This is a genomic window from Paractinoplanes tereljensis, from assembly GCF_016862435.1.
GTDB lineage: Bacteria > Actinomycetota > Actinomycetes > Mycobacteriales > Micromonosporaceae > Actinoplanes > Actinoplanes tereljensis.
In genome coordinates, this window is the sequence record NZ_BOMY01000071.1 from 1 (window position 1) to 19414 (window position 19414).

Annotated in this window: 20 protein-coding genes; 7 read left to right on the top strand and 13 right to left on the bottom strand. The window is 70.5% G+C overall.

Annotated elements, in window-relative coordinates; all coding sequences use genetic code 11:
- The coding region (locus tag Ate02nite_RS48245; protein ID WP_203814759.1) for a HAMP domain-containing protein at positions 1–1232 on the bottom strand (1232 nt) is incomplete at its 3' end.
- A 104-nt stretch (positions 1233–1336) separates the two neighbouring features.
- Between Ate02nite_RS48245 and Ate02nite_RS48250 the strand changes: the two genes are divergently transcribed.
- Together Ate02nite_RS48250 and Ate02nite_RS48255 are read left to right on the top strand one after the other, a co-directional pair.
- Positions 1337–3373 (top strand): SpoIIE family protein phosphatase, encoded by a 2037-nt coding sequence (locus Ate02nite_RS48250; protein WP_203814760.1) that lies wholly within the window; start codon positions 1337–1339, stop codon positions 3371–3373.
- Between the two features lie 28 nt (positions 3374–3401).
- Positions 3402–4013 (top strand): dihydrofolate reductase family protein, encoded by a 612-nt coding sequence (locus tag Ate02nite_RS48255; protein ID WP_203814761.1) that lies wholly within the window; start codon positions 3402–3404, stop codon positions 4011–4013.
- Here the strand turns inward: Ate02nite_RS48255 and Ate02nite_RS48260 are convergent.
- The gene (locus Ate02nite_RS48260; protein ID WP_239148253.1) at positions 4010–5095 is read right to left on the bottom strand and encodes an FAD-binding oxidoreductase; all 1086 of its coding nucleotides are present in this window, start codon (positions 5093–5095) and stop codon (positions 4010–4012) included. The two genes, Ate02nite_RS48255 and Ate02nite_RS48260, sit on opposite strands and share 4 nt — an antisense overlap.
- Positions 5096–5214: 119 nt before the next feature.
- Between Ate02nite_RS48260 and Ate02nite_RS48265 the strand changes: the two genes are divergently transcribed.
- Complete coding sequence (locus tag Ate02nite_RS48265) at positions 5215–7293, top strand: S9 family peptidase (protein WP_203814762.1); 2079 nt, start codon at positions 5215–5217, stop codon at positions 7291–7293.
- On the opposite strand, the gene Ate02nite_RS48270 is transcribed toward Ate02nite_RS48265, so the two are convergent.
- From Ate02nite_RS48270 to Ate02nite_RS48310, 9 genes are all read right to left on the bottom strand, one after another.
- Positions 7279–8760, bottom strand: coding sequence for an FtsX-like permease family protein (locus Ate02nite_RS48270; RefSeq protein ID WP_203814763.1), 1482 nt, complete (start codon positions 8758–8760; stop codon positions 7279–7281). The genes Ate02nite_RS48265 and Ate02nite_RS48270 overlap by 15 nt on opposite strands.
- Complete coding sequence (locus tag Ate02nite_RS48275) at positions 8757–9446, bottom strand: ABC transporter ATP-binding protein (protein ID WP_203814764.1); 690 nt, start codon at positions 9444–9446, stop codon at positions 8757–8759. Before Ate02nite_RS48275 ends, Ate02nite_RS48270 begins: the two co-directional genes overlap by 4 nt.
- Complete coding sequence (locus Ate02nite_RS48280; protein WP_203814765.1) at positions 9443–9979, bottom strand: PadR family transcriptional regulator; 537 nt, start codon at positions 9977–9979, stop codon at positions 9443–9445. Before Ate02nite_RS48280 ends, Ate02nite_RS48275 begins: the two co-directional genes overlap by 4 nt.
- Positions 9980–10043: 64 nt before the next feature.
- Entirely contained in the window at positions 10044–11573 is a 1530-nt protein-coding gene (locus tag Ate02nite_RS48285) for a SpoIIE family protein phosphatase (protein WP_203814766.1), read from the bottom strand.
- On the bottom strand, positions 11570–12898 hold the full coding sequence (locus tag Ate02nite_RS48290; protein ID WP_203814776.1) for a sensor histidine kinase: 1329 nt from the start codon (positions 12896–12898) through the stop codon (positions 11570–11572). The genes Ate02nite_RS48285 and Ate02nite_RS48290 overlap by 4 nt, the downstream gene beginning before the upstream one ends.
- A 35-nt stretch (positions 12899–12933) precedes the next feature.
- Positions 12934–13971: a SpoIIE family protein phosphatase gene (locus tag Ate02nite_RS48295; protein ID WP_203814767.1), complete on the bottom strand. Its 1038-nt coding sequence runs from the start codon at positions 13969–13971 to the stop codon at positions 12934–12936.
- Positions 13959–14363, bottom strand: coding sequence for an ATP-binding protein (locus Ate02nite_RS48300; protein WP_203814768.1), 405 nt, complete (start codon positions 14361–14363; stop codon positions 13959–13961). The genes Ate02nite_RS48295 and Ate02nite_RS48300 overlap by 13 nt, the downstream gene beginning before the upstream one ends.
- Positions 14360–14782, bottom strand: a complete 423-nt coding sequence (locus tag Ate02nite_RS48305) for an STAS domain-containing protein (protein WP_203814769.1) — start codon at positions 14780–14782, stop codon at positions 14360–14362. Before Ate02nite_RS48305 ends, Ate02nite_RS48300 begins: the two co-directional genes overlap by 4 nt.
- A gap of 1 nt (position 14783) precedes the next feature.
- Positions 14784–15623, bottom strand: coding sequence for an STAS domain-containing protein (locus Ate02nite_RS48310; protein WP_203814770.1), 840 nt, complete (start codon positions 15621–15623; stop codon positions 14784–14786).
- Positions 15624–15786: 163 nt separating this feature from the next.
- Here Ate02nite_RS48310 and Ate02nite_RS48315 point away from each other — a divergent pair, with 163 nt between their 5' ends.
- From Ate02nite_RS48315 to Ate02nite_RS48325, 3 genes are all read left to right on the top strand, one after another.
- Positions 15787–16140 (top strand): STAS domain-containing protein, encoded by a 354-nt coding sequence (locus Ate02nite_RS48315; protein ID WP_203814771.1) that lies wholly within the window; start codon positions 15787–15789, stop codon positions 16138–16140.
- A 100-nt stretch (positions 16141–16240) separates the two neighbouring features.
- Positions 16241–16675, top strand: coding sequence for a large conductance mechanosensitive channel protein MscL (gene mscL / locus Ate02nite_RS48320; protein ID WP_203814777.1), 435 nt, complete (start codon positions 16241–16243; stop codon positions 16673–16675).
- A 64-nt stretch (positions 16676–16739) separates the two neighbouring features.
- Positions 16740–16973: a hypothetical protein gene (locus Ate02nite_RS48325; RefSeq protein WP_203814772.1), complete on the top strand. Its 234-nt coding sequence runs from the start codon at positions 16740–16742 to the stop codon at positions 16971–16973.
- Positions 16974–16977: 4 nt separating this feature from the next.
- Here Ate02nite_RS48325 and Ate02nite_RS48330 read toward each other — a convergent pair whose 3' ends face one another.
- Both Ate02nite_RS48330 and Ate02nite_RS48335 read right to left on the bottom strand, forming a co-directional pair.
- A complete protein-coding gene (locus Ate02nite_RS48330; protein WP_203814773.1) occupies positions 16978–17745 on the bottom strand; it encodes a zf-HC2 domain-containing protein in 768 nt (255 codons plus the stop codon).
- A 51-nt stretch (positions 17746–17796) separates the two neighbouring features.
- Positions 17797–18432, bottom strand: a complete 636-nt coding sequence (locus Ate02nite_RS48335) for a CGNR zinc finger domain-containing protein (protein WP_239148255.1) — start codon at positions 18430–18432, stop codon at positions 17797–17799.
- A gap of 162 nt (positions 18433–18594) precedes the next feature.
- On the opposite strand from Ate02nite_RS48335, the gene Ate02nite_RS48340 reads away from it, so the two are divergent.
- Positions 18595–19407, top strand: coding sequence for a L,D-transpeptidase family protein (locus Ate02nite_RS48340; protein WP_203814774.1), 813 nt, complete (start codon positions 18595–18597; stop codon positions 19405–19407).
- Positions 19408–19414 lie beyond the last annotated feature (7 nt).

Sequence of the window (19414 nt, forward strand, 5' to 3'; positions counted from 1 at the left end):
CCCCGGGCGTCCACCGTGATCTTCTGCGACAGGTCGCCCTTGGCCACCGCGGTGGAGACCTGGGCGATGTTCCGCACCTGGTCGGTGAGGTTGTTGGCGAGCTGGTTCACGTTCTCGGTGAGGTCCCGCCAGGTGCCGGACACTCCGCGCACCTGGGCCTGACCGCCCAGCTTGCCCTCGGTGCCGACCTCGCGCGCCACCCGGGTGACCTCGTCGGCAAAGCTGGAAAGTTGATCAACCATCGTGTTCACGGTGTCTTTGAGCTCGAGGATCTCGCCCTGCGCGGCCACCGTGATCTTCTGCGACAGGTCGCCCTTCGCCACCGCCGTCGACACCTGGGCGATGTTCCGCACCTGGCTGGTCAGGTTGGAGGCCATCGAGTTCACCGAGTCGGTGAGGTCTTTCCAGGTGCCGGCCACGTTCGGCACGTCGGCCTGGCCGCCCAGCTTGCCCTCGGTGCCCACCTCGCGGGCCACCCGGGTCACCTGCTCGGCGAAGAGTCGCAGCGTGTCGGTGAGGCCGTTCATGGTGTCGGCCAGCTCGGCCACCTCGCCCCGGGCCGACACGGTGATCTTCTGGGACAGGTCGCCGCGGGCCACCGCGGTCGCCACCTGCGAGATCGAGCGCACCTGGTGGGTCAGGTTGGACGCCATCAGGTTCACCGAGTCGGTGAGGTCCTTCCAGGTGCCGGCCACGCCACGCACGTCGGCCTGGCCGCCCAGCTCGCCCTCGGTGCCCACCTCGCGGGCCACCCGGGTCACCTCGTCGGCGAACGACGACAGCTGGTCGACCATCGTGTTCACCGTGCGGCCGATCCGGAGGAATTCACCCCGAAGTGGCCGGCCATCCATCTCCAGCGCCATGTGCTGCGAGAGGTCACCCTCGGCCACCGCAACGATGACCCGGGAGATCTCGGTGGTCGGCCGGCCGAGGTCGTCGATCAGCGAGTTGACCGAGCGGACGCTGTCCGCCCACGCGCCGTCTAGGCCCTCGTCGTCGAGCCGCTCGGTGAGCCGGCCGTCCCGGCCGACGATGCGGCTGATCCGTCGCAGGTCGAGATTTTGTCGTTCCTGCAGGGAGACGACCTCGTTGAACGCGTCCGCGACCTCACCGGCCGGGCCGCCGCGCCGCGGTAGCCGGACCTTGAGATCTCCGCGGCGCACCCGCCGCAAAGCCTCGGCGAGTTCGCCGAGAACGGCGGCCTCGTCGTGAGCTTCCTTAGCCGCAGTCATGCTGTCCTCATCTGCTGTCCGACTCACCGGGCCCCCTATCCTCCCTCGCTCGACCGGGTCAATGCGAGAGACGACTTTGTGCATCCCCCTGTTGACAGGAGAAGATGCAGGGCGTGTCAGCTTCGGAAAACCCGGCGGGCGGTCTCGTCCGGCGGGTCCGGTTGCCCAACGACCGGCGCACTCCGGCGGCGGCCCGGGCACTTGTCCGCTCTGTTCTCGAGGACGCCGGGCTCGACGCCCTGCTCAACGAGGCTCTGCTGCTGACCACCGAGCTCTCCACCAACGCGGTGGTGCACGCCAACACCGAGCTGGACATCGAGGTCAGCGCCGACCAGACCGGCCTGACCGTGACGGTGACCGACTTCGCGCCCGGCCCGGTCGAGCAGCTGGCGGTCGGCCCGCGCAATGAGAGCTTCGACCTCGGCGAGGTGGCCGAGCGCGGCCGTGGCCTGCTGCTTGTCGACCACTTCGCGTCCCGCTGGGGCACCGTGCACGAGGGCACCGGCAAGGGCGTCTGGTTCCGCCTCGAGGGCCGGCACCAGCCCGAGACGACCACCGCCGTGGTGCCGGCCGCCAATGTCGTCGAGGCCGGCACGCCCAGTGTGGGCGCGCTGACCGCGCTGCTGCAGATCAACCCGGAACGGCAGACCGACGAGGCGCTCGCCGAGTTCGCCACCGACCTGCTGGCCCGGCTGGCCCGGTTGACCGGCGCGGCCGGCGGGGTGGTGCGGCTCGACCGTGGCGACGGCGGTGGCCGGCAGCTGCTGGCCCGGCACGGGCGGCAGCCCCGCGAGGACGCCGACACGATCCGGGTGCCGCTGGCGGTGCACCGGCCGTACTCGGGCGAGCTCGAGCTGGACGCCGCCCCGACCGGCTACGCGCAACCGCTGGCCACGATCGTCGCCGAGCGGTTCTCGCTGCACCTGGAAAATGACCGGCTGCGCCGCACCGACCTGCGCCGGCAGACCTGGCTGACGTTCCTGGCCGAGGCCAGCGAGCTGCTCGCCCAGTCGCTCGACGTCAACCTCACGATGGCGCTGATCCCGCAGCTGGTGGTGCCCCGGCTCGGCCAGTGGTGCGCGGTGCACACCACCGACACCTGGGGCCGGCTGCAACTGGCCGCGGCCACCCACGCCGACGAAGGCGCGCTGGCCCCGCTGCACGAGACGCTGGCCGAGACCGGCCCCGACTCGATCCTGGCCCGGCTCGAGGAGGCCTCCCGGCTCGGCACCCAGGTCATGCTGGGCGCCCCGACCGAAGGGTTCGCGGTGCCGCTGGTCGCCCGCGGCGCCCGGCTCGGCACCCTGGCGGTGGGCCGGCACATCCGGCACCGGCACGACGCCGACGAGGTCGCCGTGCTGGAAGACGTGGCCCGCCGGGCGGCCCTGGCCATCGACAACGCGCGCATCCACGACGAGCGCCGCAAGGTGGCCCGCACCCTGCAGGCGTCGCTGCTGCCGCCGGCCCTGCCCAAGGTCGACGGGGTCGGTTTCGCCGCGGAATATGTGCCGACCGGCTCCGAGGTCGGCGGCGACTTCTACGACGTGGTGCCGGCCGGCGACGACCGCTGGCTGGTGGTGGTCGGCGACGTGTCCGGCAAGGGTGTGCAGGCGGCCACGGTGACCGGCCTGGTCCGGGACGTGATCCGGATCCTGGTCGACGACGGCAAGCCGATGACCGAGATTCTCTGCCGGGTCAACAAGACGCTGGTGCAGCGCGGCGGCGGGCGCTACTGCACGCTCGCGATGGCCATGGTGCGCCGGGAACCGGACGGCATCCTGGTGGTGTGCCTGCACCTGGCCGGGCACGACCGGGCGGTGCTGGTGCGGGCGGACGGCAAGACGTCGTTCGTCGGCGAGGGCGGCACCGCGCTGGGCCTGCTGGAGACGATCGCCTCGCCGGACGCCGAGGTGCGGCTGGGCGCGGGCGATTCACTGATCTTCTACACCGACGGGGTGACCGAGCGGCGGCGCGGGCGCGAGCTGTTCGGCACGACCCGGCTGCGCGAGGCGTCCGGCCCGCTGGCCGGTTACCCGGCCGACGTGATGGCGGCCCGGCTGCGCTCCATCACGATCAACTTCTCAGTCGAGGAGCCCAGGGACGATATCGCGATCCTGGTTCTCCGAAATGACGCCAGTTAGCACCTTTTTACCCCATAAAGTGGGGCACATGGCGAAGACCCAGTACTACACGGCGACGTCTATCGACGGATACATCGCCGACGAGAACAACTCGCTCACCTGGCTGTTCGACGTCGACGGAGGCAATGAGAACCCGTTCGGCGGGTTCATCTCCGGTGTAGGTGCGTTCGCCATGGGCGCCAACACGTATGAGTGGGTTCTCCAGAACGACAACGTCATGGCCGAGCCGCAGAACTGGCACGACCTCTACGGCGACCGCCCCTGCTGGGTCTTCACCCACCGGGAGCTGCCGCTCGTGCCGGACGCCAACATCTTCATGGTCAGTGGAGACGTACGGCGGGTGCACGAGGCCATGCTGGTGGCCGCCAAGGGCGCGAACGTCTGGCTGGTCGGCGGCGGCGACCTGGTCGGCCAGTTCGTCGACCAGGGCCTGCTCGACGAGATCATCCTGGGCATCGCACCGGTGCTGCTGGGCCGGGGCACGCCGCTGCTGCCGCGGCACCTGAGCTCCCGCCAGCTGGTACTGACCGGCAACGCCCAGGTGGGGCGCTTCGCCTATCTCACCTATGCCGTCGGCGCCGAGCCCATGCCGACCCGGCACCCGTCGACCCGCATCCAGGTGCCGGTCGTCCAGAGCTAGAACAGCTCCCGGCGGGTCGCCATATCCAGCCGGGAGGCCAGCTCGGGCGGGGCCGTGATCAACGCGGCCCGGCCGTTGCGGGCCATCAGCACGTGCCGGAGGGTCTCCATGATCTGTTCGAGTCGCTCGGCCGGGAGCGTGCCGGGCAGCACCGCGAGCACGCTGCCCAGCCCGGCCGAGCCGCGCACCGGCACGGCACCACCGATCGCGTCGGCCAGGGCGTAGACCGTGGCGGCCAGATCTTCGGGGGCGACCGACAGGCGCAGCGCGACGTCGTCGCGGCCGAACGGATATTGCCCCCACCAGCGCGGTGCGGTCGGCGTGACCGGCACCCCCCACGCCTCGGCCAGACGGTCGGCCCCGGCGTCCTCGAACAGGGCGGAGACCGCGCCCGGCCCCTCGGCGGGCAGGTCGGCCTCGATGGCGCTTACCTCGTGCCCGGTCGCCTCGGCGGCGAGCTTGGCGGCCTGCAGCGGGGACGGCACCGGCGCGGTGACCCAGTGGCGGGCGGCCGGCAGTGGCTGCAACCGGATCACGGCCGAGGTGATCACCCCGGCGATCTCGGCCAGGCCGGGACGCCGGCCCGGCTGACCGGTCGAGTCGACGTAGCCGACCCGCTCGACGTGCTCGGCGGGGGCGTGGAACCGGTGGCGCAGCGGGCCGGACTCGTTGACCGCGAGCATGCCGCCGACGGTGGCCGTGCGGGACGGCGGGTCGACCGGTAGGCGCTGGCCGCGCAGGGCCAGGGCGGCCTGCAGCGCGCGCACCGGCGTGCCGCCGGCGACCTCGACCGTGCCGGCCCCGACGTCGTGACTCCACAGGCCACTGAGCCGGGCGGTGTCGAGAATGAGGTCGGCCCGCTCCCGCGGTGCTCCCCAGTTGATTTTGCTGCCGGAGCCGCGCGGCACCACGGCCAGTCCCTCGTCGGTCGCGAATCGCAGTATGTCGCCGACGGCCTGGGCGGTGGCGGGCACCGCGACGTGGCCGGCCCGGCGACCGCCGGCGGTGTCGATGGACCGCGCCACCCGCGCGTAGTCGGGGCCGCAGATGTCCACAAGAGCATCAAAAATGCGCGAAGTCACTGATGGTCCCCGATGATCACGGCCGTAAGATCGTCCACTCTGGCACATCGTACACATGTTCGAACGCGCGCGGGTCTATGGCCGGGGAAAATGCCGTGACGACCGGTAACGTTGCTCCCGTGACGACCGAAACGCCCGACAGCCCACCCACGGTCCGCGCCGTCCCGAGCGAGCGCACGTTCCACGGCGACAACGTGACCGATGACTATTCCTGGCTCGCCGACAAGGACAACCCGGACACCATCGCTTACCTCACGGCGGAGAACGCCTGGACCGAGCGGGCAACGGCCCACCTTGCCGAGTTGCGTGACCGGGTCTTCCAGGAGATCAAGAGTCGCACCCAGGAGACCGACCTCTCGGTGCCCAGCCGCAAGGGCAACTTTTGGTACTACACCCGCACGGTCGAGGGAAAGCAATACGGCATTCAGTGCCGGGTTCCGGTCGCCCCGGGCGAGACCGACCCGCCGACCGGCGACGCCCGGCCCGACGAGCAGATCCTGCTCGACGGCAACGCGCTGGCCGAGGGTAAGGACTTCTTCGCGCTGGGCACGTTCGACGTCAGCCCGGACGGCAACTGGCTGGCCTACGCCACCGACTTCGACGGCGGCGAGCGCTTCACCCTGCGCGTGAAAAACCTGGTCACCGGCGAGATCCTGGCCGACGAGGTGCCCGACACGTTCTACGGCACCGCCTGGTCGGCCGACGACAGCGCGCTGTTCTACACGACGGTCGACGACGCCTGGCGCCCGCACCGCGTCTGGCGGCACACCGTCGGCCGCCCGGCCACCGAGGACGTCATCGTCTTCGAGGAGCCCGACGAGCGTTTCTGGGTCGGCGTCGAGCTCACTCGCAGCGAGAAGTTCATCGTCATCGACACCAACAGCAAGATCACTTCAGAGGTACGCGTCATCCCGGCCGAGACGCCGACGGCCGAGCCCATCGTGGTCACGCCGCGTGAGCAGGGCGTCGAATACTCGATCGAGCACCACGGCCACCGCTTCCTGATCCTGCACAACAAGGACGCCGAAGACTTCGCCCTGGCCTACACGTCGGCCGACAACCCCGGCGCGTGGGTCGAGCTGATCCCGCACCAGCCGGGCACCCGGCTGGAGTCGGTCGACGCGTTCGCCCGGCACCTGGTGATCTCGCAGCGCCGCGACGGCCTGACCGGCCTGCGAGTGCTGGGCGACGGCAGCACCGACTCCTACGACATGGAGTTCCCCGAGCCGCTGTTCAGCGTCGCGCTGGCCGGCAACCCGGAGTACGACACCGGCTCGGTCCGGATCAACTACACCTCGCTGATCACGCCCGACTCGATCTACGACGTCGACCTGGTGACCCGGCAGATGACGCTGCGCAAGCGCAAGCCGGTGCTCGGCGGTTACGACCCGGCCGACTACGAGCAGTTCCGCGAGTGGGCGACGGCGGCCGACGGCACCCAGGTGCCGATCTCGATCGTCGCGCGCAAGGGCACCGGGAAGAACGCGCCGGCCGTGCTCTACGGCTACGGCTCCTACGAGCACAGCGTCGACCCCTACTTCTCGATCGCCCGGCTGTCGCTGCTGGACCGCGGCGTCGTCTTCGCCATCGCGCACATCCGCGGCGGCGGCGAGATGGGCCGCCGGTGGTACGAAGAGGGCAAGCTGCTGGCCAAGAAGAACACCTTCACCGACTTCGTGGCGTGCGCGCAGGCCCTGGTCACCAAGGGCTGGACCACCGCCGACCGGCTGGTGGCCCGGGGCGGCTCGGCCGGTGGCCTGCTGATGGGCGCGATCGCCAACATCGCGCCCGAGGCCTTCGCCGGCATCGTGGCCCAGGTGCCGTTCGTCGACCCGCTGACCTCGATCCTCGACCCGTCGCTGCCGCTCACCGTGACCGAGTGGGAGGAGTGGGGCAACCCGATCGAGTCGGCCGAGGTCTACGCGTACATGAAGTCCTACAGCCCGTACGAAAACGTCGAGAAGCTGCCGTACCCCAAGATTCTCGCGGTGACCAGCATCAACGACACCCGGGTGCTCTACCACGAGCCGGCCAAGTGGATCGCCCGCCTGCGCGCGGTCGCCCCCGACGGCACCTACCTCCTCAAGACCGAACTGGGTGCCGGTCACGCCGGTCCGAGCGGCCGCTACGACTCCTGGAAAGAGGAGGCGTTCGTGGCCGCCTGGACCCTGGACGTGCTCGGCCTAGCTCGCTCGTAATTCTTCAAGGTCGGTGCTGGCCCGCAACACGAGCAGGCCGGCACCGACCGCGACGAGCACCGCGAGCAGCGCACCCCCGCCGAGCAGGGCGAGGTTCCCCCAGGGGATCGGCACGTGCAGCACGGTGGCCATCTCCGGGTGCAGCGGCGCCTCGCAGCCGCCCCCGCCGGCCGCGACGCACTCCCGGAACTCGTTGCCGACCGGCTTCTCGCTGAGGATCAACCGGACCAGGGCATCGCCTGCGGCGAGCCCGAGAAGCAGAGCCGGAATCAGCGGCGTCAGCGTCTGCAAGAGAACAGCGGCCGAGAGCGTACGGCGAGGGACGCCGGTCGCGGTCAGGGCGGCGTACGTCCGTCGCCGCGCCACGATGCTCTCGGCCAGCGCCACCAGCACCCCCGCGGCCGCCACCACCGAGGCCAGCGCGACCGCCACCATCACCAGCCGCACGGCTCCGTAGTAGAACTCCGGCTCGTCCGGTGCGCCCATCCCGCCGTCGGTCCAGCCCATCATCGCGTTGTAGACGTCGTAGTACCGGAACTCGGTGGCCAGCAGCTCCCGGTAGGCGAGCGCCACGGCTCCGGCGATCACGGCGGTCAGCAGCCCGGCCATCGTCCGGCTGCCGTTCCACGGGTCGGTGATCAGCCGCTGCCCGGCGAGCAGCGTGACCGGCCCGCGGCCGTACCGGCGCAGCAGCACCCCGGCGGCGTACGAGATCCAGGCCGTACCCAGCACCACCCCGGCCATGGTCAGCACCGCGCCGCTGCCGAGAAAGGCGTAGACCGTGTTCTTCGACATGTTCCACTGCTCGCCCAGCTGCCCCGGAACGGCGAAGAGCCCGATCCCGGCCGCGATCAGCAGGCCGGGCCACGGCCGCGGTCCGCGCGTGCGCACCCGTCGCACCACGCCCAGCGGAGTGATGATCACCTGCCGCATCAGGACCGCACCGATCACCCCGGCCAGCACCGGCACCAGCAGGACGAGCACCACCAGCACCGGCACCGGCGGCAGCACGTCGGTGGGGAGCACCCGCTGACCGTAGAGGTCCGGCCGGTCGAGTAGGCGCCGCGCGACGAGGAAGGCCACCAGCCCGGTCCCCGACCCGAGAAGGCCGGCCACCACCGTCTCGGCGGTGGCGATCAGCACCGATTCCCCGGGGGTGGCGCCGGCCAGCCGGATCGCGGCGAGCCGCCGGTCCCGGGCCGGCGCGCCGAGCCGGATGCACTGCCCGGCCAGCGCCAGTACCGGCAGCGAGACCAGGATCAGCGTCGCGGCCACCCCCGGGCGCAGGCCGGGCTCGATGAGCAGCGGATTGGTGTAGCGCTCGGCGTAGTCGGTGATGCTCAGGACGGTGGCCGCGCAGAGCATGGCGACCGTGGCGAGCAGGGCACTCAGCGCGGTGAGCACGGTCCGCAGGCGGTCGGTGCGGCTGCCGGCCACCGCGAGCCGGACCAGGGTCGTGGGCCTCACCGGGCGACCCCCAGGCCCAGCCCGGTCGGGTCGAGCACGCCGTCGCGCAGCACGATCTCCCGGTCGGCGTAGGCCGCCACGCTCGACGCGTGGGTGACCAGCACGACCGCGGTGCCGTGCTCGCGGGCCACCCGGACGATCTCGCCGAGCACCTGCTCGCCGGTGAGCACGTCGAGCGCGCCGGTCGGCTCGTCGGCGAACAGCACCCGCGGCTGGGTGACCAGCGCCCGGGCGGTGGCGCAGCGCTGCTGCTGCCCGCCGGACATCGTGCCCGGCCGCTGTTCGGCGAGGTCGGCCACGCCGAGCCGGTCGAGCCACTCGGCCGCCACGCCCCGCGCCTCTCGCCGCCCCGAACCGGCGAGAAGCAGCGGCAGAGCGACGTTCTCCACCGCGGTGAGCTCGGGCACCAGCTGCCCGAACTGGAACAGCACCCCGAACTCGGTGCGGCGCAGCCGGGACCGGGCCGCCTCGGACCACAGCCCGATGTTCTGCTCGCGGTAGGTGACCGTGCCCGCGTCCGGCCGGAGGATGCCGGCCAGGCAGTGCAGCAGGGTGGACTTGCCGCAGCCGCTCGGCCCGGTGACCGCGACGATCTCCCCCTCGTCGACGGTGAGGTCGACCCCGCGCAGCGCCGGGGTGGCGCCGTAGTTCCGCACGATGCTCGTACCGCTCAGCAGTGCGCTCAATTGGTCACTTCCTTAGAGAAAGCGGCGACCCGGGTCAGCGTTGTCTGCAGCCAGTTCAGGTCGGCCTCGAGATGCCCGATGGCGTAGTCGGCGGCGAGCACGTCGCCGATGCTCGCGCCGGGCGTGGATTTCGCGGTGGTGAGCTCGCGCATGCGGCTCATGTGGGCGGACCGCTGGGCGACCAGGTAGTCGCGGGCCCGTTCGGCGTCGGCCGCGAGCAACGCGACCACCACCTTGCTGAAGATCTCGCTGGTGACGTACGGCGCCGGGGGTTCCACGGCGGACAGCCAGGTGTCCAGGTGCTGCCGGCCGTCCTCGGTCAGCTCATAGGAGGTGCGGTCGGGCCCACCGTCGCGGTCCTGGCCGGACTCGGTGACGTAGCCGTCCCGCTCGAGCCGGCCCAGCGTCGCGTAGACCTGGCCGAAGGCGAGCGGCTTGGCCCGGGGCAGGCGCTCGTCATGCGCCCGCTTCAGGTCGTAACCGTGCCGCGGGCCGCCGGCGAGGAGTCCGAGGAGGACGTGGGCGGTGGACATGGCGCCCACTATTCAATGAGTGAATAGTGGGTGTCAAGCCTCCCCGGTCCGCGAAAAAGATCAACTAAAAGCGGCGCAGAGCGACCACGGCGATGTCGTCCGCCTGTGGTCCGGTGCCGGCCAGCTGCACCAACAGCCGGCGGCAGAACACGTCCAGGTCCGGCTCGACCTCGGCGGCGCATCCGGCCAGGGCCGCCAATCCGACGTCGATATCCGCGTCCCGGCGCTCGACCAGCCCGTCGGTGTAGAGCACCAGCGTGCCGCCCCGCGGCAGGGTGAACTCCAGATCGTCCGGGCGGGGTGCGTTGATGCCGAGCAGCGGGCCGCGCGGCGCCAGGAAGGTCGCGCCCTCGGCGGTGTGCAACAGCGGCGGCAGGTGACCGGCGCTGGCCAGCCGCACGGCCCCGGTCGCGGGGTCGAGCGTGAGCAGGCACAACGTGGCCGAGTCGGTCGGCAGCACGGCCCGCATGAAGCGGTTGACCAGGTCGAGCACGGTGCCCGGCGGGTGGCCCTCCACCGCGTACGCCCGGACTGCGTGCCGCACCTCGGCCATCACCGTGGCCGCGTGCAGCGAGTGGCCGGCCACGTCGCCGATCGCCACCAGCAGCTTGCCGCCGAGCATGGTCAGCTCGTAGAAGTCGCCGCCCACCTCGGTCTGCGCCGAGGCCGGCTCGTAGAGCACCGCCCGGTCCAGGCCGGGCACGTCGGGCAGCCGGGACTGGAGCAGGCTGCGCTGCAGGGTCACCGCGATCCGGTGCTCCTCGTCGTACGACCGCTGGGCCTCCACCGCCGCCGCGAGAGCCTGGGAAAGCTGGCGCAACACCGGGAAACCGGGGTTCTGCGAGCTGCTCGGCACCGCCACGTAGACCGGTGGACGGTCGGTGCGCAGCCGCGCCGCGGCCACCGCCACCGTCTCGCCCTCCGGCCAGTCGGTGACGTCCCAGTCGTCCGGATCGTCGGTACGCACCAGCGAGCCGACCGCGACACTTCCCTCGGCCAGCGTCCAGGGCCGCACCACCGGCGGTGAGCCGACCGCGGCCAGGCTCTCCCCGTCGACCGTGTCGGCCAGGACCACGACCGGACCACCGAAGATGTCGTACGCGCCGGCCGCGGCCGCCCTCAGCAACTCGGGCAGGGTGGACGACGAGTTGATCGCCAGGGTGGCCTCGGCCAGCTGCACCATCCGGGCCGCCAGCGACTCGGCTCGTTGCCGGGCCGAGTAGTAGCGCAGCACCGACTGGCAGGTGGCGATCAGTTCGTCCGGCTCGATCGGCTCCACCAGGTAGGCGTCGGCGCCCCGGTTGAGCCCCTGGGTGCGGTCGACCACGTCGACCGCGTGCGCGGACACGTGGATCACCGGCAACGCCCCGAACGCGGGGTCGGTCTTGATCTGCTCGCAGACGTCGAAGCCGCTCATGTCCGGCAGCTTCACGTCGAGCACCACCAGGTCGACGTCCGAGCCGGGCAGCATCCGCAGCGCCTCGCCGCCGGTCTCCGCCTGCTGGACCGTGAAACCGGCCCGGGTCAGCCAGCTGACCAGCAGATATCGCTTGGTGGCGCTGTCGTCAACGACGAGGAGCGTGGCCGGGTTCATGATCGGGTGGTGGCGGGTAGGGCCAGTGTGAACGTGGTGCCCTCGCCGGGTGTGGAGGCGACGACCCGCAGGCCACCGCCGAGGATGCCGGCCAGCCGACGGGCGTACGGCAGGCCGAGTCCGGTGCCCTTGCCGGTGATCGCCCGGCTGCCCGGCACCTGGTAGAACTCCTCGAAGATCCGCTCGTGCAGCTCGGCCGGAATGCCCGTGCCGGTGTCGGTGACGGTGAACTCGATGTCGTCGTCGACAGTGCGGACCGTGAGCCGCACCTCGCCCTCGGCGGTGAACTTGATGGCGTTGGTCAGCAGGTTGCGCAGCACCCGGGTCAGCAGCACCTCGTCGGTGTGCAACATCGGAATCGACGGCTCCTCGACCACGAAGTCGACCTCGGGCCGGGTGGCCAGCGGCCGCAGCGTGCCGCGCAGCTGCGCGAAGACCGCCCGCAGATCGACGTCGGACAGCTCCGGGTCCATCCGGCCGGCCTCCGCCTTGGCCAGGTCGAGCAGGTCGTTCACCAGGGTGAGCAGGTCGCCGGCGGACGAGCTGATCAGCTCGACCTGACGACGCTGTTCGCTGGCGAGCGGTTCCGAGCCGGGGTCGTTGAGCAGCCGGGCCAGCCCGATCACCGCGGTGACGGGTGCGCGCAGCTCGTGGCTCACGTTGGCCAGGAACCGGCTCTTCGCCTCGCTGACCGTGCGCAGCTGCTCCGACTTCTCGTCCAGCTCGGCGTAGAGGGCAACCACGCCGCGGTTGGTCTCCTCCAGCTCCTGCGAGAGCTGGTTGTAGAGGGCCATCACGCCGCGGTTCGTCTCCTCCAGCTCGGCGTTCAGCCGGGCCAGGTCGTCGCGCTGCGCGCGCACCTCGTTCAGGGCGACGATGAGCTGCTGGTTCTGCACGCTCAGCTCGTCCAGGGGCGTGCCCGGGACGTGTTGGGCCAGCCCGGCGCGTATGTCGTCCATGCGTTCCGGGGTCAGCCTCGGCGCACTCGCCGGCAACCGTCGGGCCATCCAGACAAAGGTACCGGGTTCGCCATCGCCGACCTCCAGGGTGTCGACCAGCCGGCCGACCTGACCGAGCTGCTGCCTCAACTCGGCGGCGTTCCCGGGTTGCGGGCTCGTCACCGTGACACGCAACCTCGTTACCCCGTTGGACTCCGCCTCGAACACCACTTCGGCGTCGTGGCCGGCGGCCAGCATCACCCGGCCCACCTCGCTGAGCGCGGTGGCCAGCCGGGTCTGGTCCTGCTGTTCCATACCGGCCGCGCGGGCCACCTCCCGGCCCAGCTGGCGCACGACGAAGACGTCCTGTTCCATCCGCAGACGCATGCGCATCAGCGGTTCCGGGGCGGGGCCGGCGGCGCTCACGGTAGCCGGGCCACCAGCACACCGGCGTCGTCGCGGCGGGTACCCGCGTCGCGCAGCACGGTCGCGGCGATCACCGTCGGCGATCGGTGCAGCAGGCCTGGGTAGTCGGCCACGTTCCACCGGTCCACCACGCCGTCGCTGTGCATCAGCACGATCGAGTCCGGGGTGATCGGATAGTCGTACTCGCGGATCTGACGGCGCTGGTGACCGGCGATGCCGGGCAGCGAGATCATGCCGCGCCGGCCGTTCGGGGAGATCACCGTGCCGGAGATGTTGCCCAGCCCCGCGTACCGAACCAGGCCGGCCGTCGGGTCCAGCTCGGCCACCGCCAGGGCGGCACCACGGGTGTGGTTGAGCCGGCGGTGCAGGACCTCGACCACGGCCGCGGGCGGCGCCGCCGGGGTCTCGGCGAATGCGCGGACCGCCTCGTGTGACGCGGCCGCGGCGAGACCGCCGTGCCCCAGACCGTCGCACATGAGCAGTTGGTAACGCCCGCCCACCTCCCGGACGGCGTAGGCGTCACCGCTGACCGATTCCCCGGTCAGCGGGCGGGTCAAGCCCGCCGCCCAGGCGGGCGCCGGCGGATCGGCCGACCAGACCTGGGCGACCAGGACGGTTCCCTTGCCGGGTACGGAGTGCAGGTCGGACCAGGAGGACTGGCGCACGATCGCGCCGAGCCCGATGCCGAGAGTGCCGGCCGTGGAGTGCCCGTCGCCGACCGACCGCGCCAGGTCAGCCATCCCCGGCCCATGATCGATCGCGATGATCTCGACGCCGGCCTGCAGCTCGGTGCGCACCGTACGGACCAGCAGCGTCCCCTGGTCGGCGTGCTTGACCAGGTTGCCGGCCGCCTCGGCGGTCACTATCGACAGATCGGCCGTGCGGTTTTCCGGCAGGCCCAGCTCGGCTGCGAGACGCTCGGCCGCGCGCCGGGCAGCAGAAGCTGTCGCGGCGGCCTCGACCCGAAACCAGCTGCCCCCATCCAGGAGCCCCTCGGGTAACGACGCCACCGTGTCTCCGATCATCGGCACCATTTGGTAATGGTGATAGTGGTGCCCTGGCCGACGTCGGTCACGATGTCGAACTCGTCCACCAGGCGACGGGCGCCGCTCAAACCTAGTCCGAGACCACCGCCGGTGGTGTAACCGTCGGTGAGAGCCAGGTCGAGATCGGCAATACCCGGTCCCTGGTCGGCGAAAACGATGCGAATGCCCTGCCGGCGGCCGTTGTTCACGGTGGCCACCTCGGCCGACCCGCCGCCGCCGTAGACAAGGGTGTTGCGGGCGAGCTCACTCGCGGCGGTGACGAGTTTGGTCTGGTCGACGAGGGACAGCTTCACCGCGACGGAGACCGTGCGAACGAGCTGGCGGACCCGGACCACGTCCTGGTCCGAGACGATCTCGAGCTGCTTCCCCTCGTCGCTCACGACGCGGTTACCGCAGGCGTGTCCGCCTCGTCCTCATCCTCGTCGTCCTCGTCGCCGTACTCCTCCGCCCGCTGGCGGGCCAGCAGGTCCATGCCGAGTTCGACGTTGAGGGCGGTGCGGATGCCGGGCAGCGACAGGCCCAGCTCGACCAGGGTGATCGCCACCGCCGGGCGCATGCCGACCACGACGGTCTCGGCGTCCAGCACCCGGGAGATCGAGGCGATGGTGGCCAGCGTGCGGCCGACGAACGAGTCGACGATGTCCAGCGCGCTGATGTCGATGATCACGCCATGGCAGCCGGTGGACACGATCCGGTCGGCGAGATCCTCCTGCAGTTGCAGGGCGACCTGGTCCTCCATGTCGATCTGGATGGAGACCAGCAGGATGTCACCGATCTTGAGAACCGGAACCCGCTCCACCTCAGCGCTCCCTGGGCTTGCGCGAACCGCTCTTGTTGAGCACGTAGCGCAACGCGTCGGCCAGCGTGGCCTTGGTCGCGATGTCACCGAACTCGATGCCCAGCGCCACGATCGTCTGGGCGATCTGCGGGCGGATGCCGGAGATGATGCAGTCGGCGCCCATCAGCCGGGCAGCCACCACGGTCTTGAGGACGTGCTGCGCCACCTGGGTGTCGACGGCCGGGACACCGGTGATGTCGATGATCGCGTACGGCGAGCCGGTGTCGACCAGGGTCTGCAGCAGCCGCTCCATGACCACCTGGGCGCGCGCCGAGTCGAGCGTGCCGACCAGCGGGACGGCGACCACGCCCTCCCACAGCTTCACCACCGGGGTGGACAGCTCGAGCAGTTGCTCGGCCTGGTCGGCGATCAGTTCCTCGCGCACCCGCACATAGCTGTCGAAGGTGAACAGCGCCGCGGCGTCGACGAAGGCCGAGAACGCGATGTAGTCCTGCAGGGAGGCGACGTCGTCGCCGAGCTTCGGCAGGATCGCCTCCTTGAGGGAGAAGACACTGACCGCCGTCTCGGTGGTCGAGAAGCCCTGCCGGGCCCGGTTGCTGGACAGCTCGGTGAGCTGCGCGCGCAGCTCGTCGGCCGGCTCGTGGGTGAGATCGGTGGCTCCACCGGCCAGCGCCAGGTGGAACCCCTTGAACAGGTCCGCGGTCTGTCGCTGCAGCTCGGTGCGGCTCAGCCGGCCGCGCAGACCCTCGGCCACCCGGTCGGTCCAGATGCCGACCAGAGTGTCCTGATTTTCCTCGAGCAGGACGGCGAACCGACTCGCCTCTTCCGCACTCAGCGCCACCGCTGTCTCCTGACTTCCGTTCGCGGACGGGCCGGACTCTATCACCGCAAGGTCCAATATTTGCTGTCAGTCAAATAACGCAGCAAGGTCACAATCGCCGAGCCCCATCCTGCCGATCACACCACACCTGGAGTACCGTTCTGCCCATACCTGGAGGTCCTGAATGTCCCTGACGGTACAAACCGAACAGCGCGCCGACATGGTCGTCGTGTCGGTGGCCGGTGAGCTCGACATGGCCACTGCACCACAGTTGCAGGACCAGATCAGCGATCTGCTGGAGAAGGGCCGCACCCGCCTGGTCTTCGACCTGGCCGAGGTGTCGTTCTGCGACTCCACCGGGCTCTCGGTCTTCGTGCGCGCCAAGAACAGCACCGACGACGCCGGCGGCACCGTCCGGCTGGCCGCGCCGCAGCGCGGTGTGCTGCGCATCCTCGAGGTCAGCGGTCTGGTCGAGGTGCTCCGCACCTACCCGACGGTCGACGAGGCCGTGACGGCCGAGGAAGCAACGCTCGACTGACTTTTACCCGCTGCCCGATGGGCGTAGTTTGTCGCCGACCGGTGGTGGGAACCTGCTGCCGGACGGACCCCTCCGGCATGCGGGAGCGCTCGTGAGCAAGATCCTCCAAGGCTTCAAAGACTTCATCATGCGCGGCAACGTTGTCGACCTCGCGGTCGGCATCGTCATCGGCGCCGCGTTCACCACGGTGGTGACCACGTTCACCACCGGCTTCATCAAGCCGCTGATCCAGTTGCTGGGTGGCGGCACCGGAACCGGCGCCGGCGCCTGGGAGCCCCGCAAGGGCGTCATCTTCGACTACGCCAGCTTCCTCAACGCGATCATCACCTTCGTGATCACCGCAGCTGTTCTCTACTTCCTGGTGGTCTTCCCGCTGAACGCGCTGGCCGAGCGCCGCCGCCGGGGCGAGGAGCCGCCGCCGAAGGCGCCCAGCGAGGACATCGTTCTGCTCACCCAGATCCGCGACGCGCTGGTCGCCCGCGGCGACAACCCCGACGCGCCGCCGTACGGCCGTCACCAGGAGCCACCGCGCTGACACGCCGCAAAAAAGATCATCCAGGCCGGGTCCTGTTCGAACAAATGTTCGATACAGTGCCCGGATGGAGCAGCGTAAGCACTGGTGGAACGGTAAGTGGGGCCGCATCGCCCGCAAGGATGTCTACCTGCGGGTGAGCGGCGACCAGTGGTATGTGGAGCAGCGCGCCGGCGGCGCCGACGGGGTCTCCCACTTCTTCGAGTACGACAGCGAGGACGCCGCCCTGGACACCGTGCGGGCGCTGCTCAACGGCCCCGACGAGTGGCGCGAGCTGTCCGTCCGCCCACCCGCCCGGTAAGACCTCAGGCAGCCTGCCGCTCGTCGTGCTCCGCGGTCATCGGCCCGCGGGGCACCAGCCGCAGCCCCGGCCGCAGCGCCGGCGCCGCCACCTCGTCCTCGAACCGAGCGCGCCACCCCGACCAGGTGTCGGCCCGCGCCCCCGGCGGCGCCGCGAACCCGCCCGGGATCCGCGTCAGCGCCACCACCAGCAGATAACCGAGGATGACGAACCCATGGCTGACCAGCCGGGTGGCGTCGACCCGGTCGCCGGTGAGGTCGTTGACCGAGAGAAGCAGCAGCATCCCCACGAACGCGGTGAGCATCGGCACCAGCCCGGACGGCCGGCTGCGGCGCAGCGCGATGAAGAGATAGCCGGCCCCCACGGCGACGTTCCAGGCGGCCGACTCATGCCAGAGATGCCCCGACGTGGCGCCGGTTCCCGCATGATCGTGCACGCCCGCGACCCCACCGCCGATCTGATCAAGACCAAGAATCAGCTGTACGGCTCCCACCGCCGCGAGCGCGATGTAGAGCGCCGTGGCCGGCGAGAACCACCGCCACCACTGCCTCTTGGCCGGCACCGGCGGCAGAGCAGCAAGGATGGCCGCGCTGAGATCGGGCGCGACACCGATCCCGGTGCGGGTCAGCCGATTGACCGTGGCCGCCCGATCCAGCCACTCCCGGCACCCGGCGCACCCGGCCAGATGCTCATCGACCAGCTCCCGGCCGGCCGGGTCGTCCTCGCCGTCCAGCTGCGCGGACAACATCTCGCGCCACCGCTCACAAGCCATATCTTCATAGTCGCCCAGGGGCGGCGTGAAGTTCCCGCCCGGGCCGACCGGTCAGCGGAAGCTGGGCGGGCCGACGACCGGCGGCCGGGACTGGCCGCCGCTGCCGCCCATCAGCCGCTTCCGCTCCCGGAAGGCACGCAGGTTGGCGGTGTTTCCACAGGTGGAGACGTCGTGCCAGACACCGCTGTTGTTCCGGGAGGTGTCGAAGAAGGCGGCCCGGCAGTCCCCGTTGTGGCACAGCTTCAGCCGCGGCCACAGGCCGGCCTGCTGGGCCAGCAGGGCTTCGGCCCACAGCGCCGAGGCCAGCCACCGGGTGCCGCGACCGGTGGGCACCATCCGCACCCAGCCGTCCGCGTCCGGCACCAGGCTCACCGGCACGTCGGCCGGCGGCAGCGCGCCATCCAGATTGTCCGCACCCGCGGCCAGGATCACGTTTTCGAACGTCGTGCGGAGCCTGCGCAACGACCGCAAATCACTCGATGAGATGAGCAGCGTCGGGCCCGGCAAACCGGACACCCGGGACCAGGTTGTGATCGCCTCGGTCAGCCAGCGCTGGGCGTCATCCGCCGACAGAAGCAGGTCCGAGCCGTAATGCATCGTCGTGCGGGTGTTCAGCAGCTCCTGCACGAGCGCGAGCCCGGCGGGGGCCTCACGTACGCCGTGCCGGGCGCTGGCCATCCATGACATAGCCGAAGGGTACTTGACTCTTTTTCATGACGACGTCCACCTCTCGTTTGAACTCGCTAAGTGATCGTGGCCACACACGTCACAGAAATGAGGCGAATGCACCTTCCGCTGGCCATTGTGAACGTTTTTCGGCAATGATCCTCACAGGGACGGGAGGAACACATGGTGCGGAAGGCTCTGACTCTCGCGGTGGCGATCGCCGCGACTCTCACGCTTGCCACGGGCTGCAGCTCGGACGATTCCGGCGATACCGGGGCACAAGCCCCCACCGACGTACCCTCCTCGGCACCCACCGCCGCACCCAGCGTGAGCGAGTCGCCCAGCGCGACCCCGACGACGCCCGCCCCCACCGTGACCGCCACCCCGGCGCCGAAGAAGCTCAAGATCGGCACCAAGGGTGACGACGTGCTCGCCGTCCAGCAGCGGCTCATCTCGCTCGGCTACTGGATCAACAAGGCCGACGGCAAGTTCGGCAGCACCACCCAGCAGGCGGTGTTCGCGCTGCAGAAGGCGGCCGGCATCGGCCGGGACGGCACGGTCGGGCCCAAGACCCAGAAAGCCCTCGACGCCGGGATACGGCCGACGGCCAAGTCCAAGGCCGGCAGCGGCTACCTCGTCGAGATCAGCCTGAAGAAGCAGTTGCTCATGCTGGTCAAGGACGGCCAGGTGGTGACCACGCTGAATACCTCGACCGGATCCAACGAGAACTACGAGTACGAGGGTCAGACCTACCTGGCCGACACCCCCACCGGCCACTTCAAGGTCGGCCGCCAGATCGACGGGACGCGCCACGGGCCGCTCGGCGACCTGTGGCGCCCGAAGTACTTCAACGGCGGCATCGCCGTGCACGGCTCCCCGAGCATCCCGCCGTACGCCGCCTCACACGGCTGCGCCCGGCTCTCGAACGCCGCCATGAACTGGATCTGGGCCACCGACAAGATCCCACTGAAAACAAAGGTCTGGGTGTACGCCTAGTCTTGTC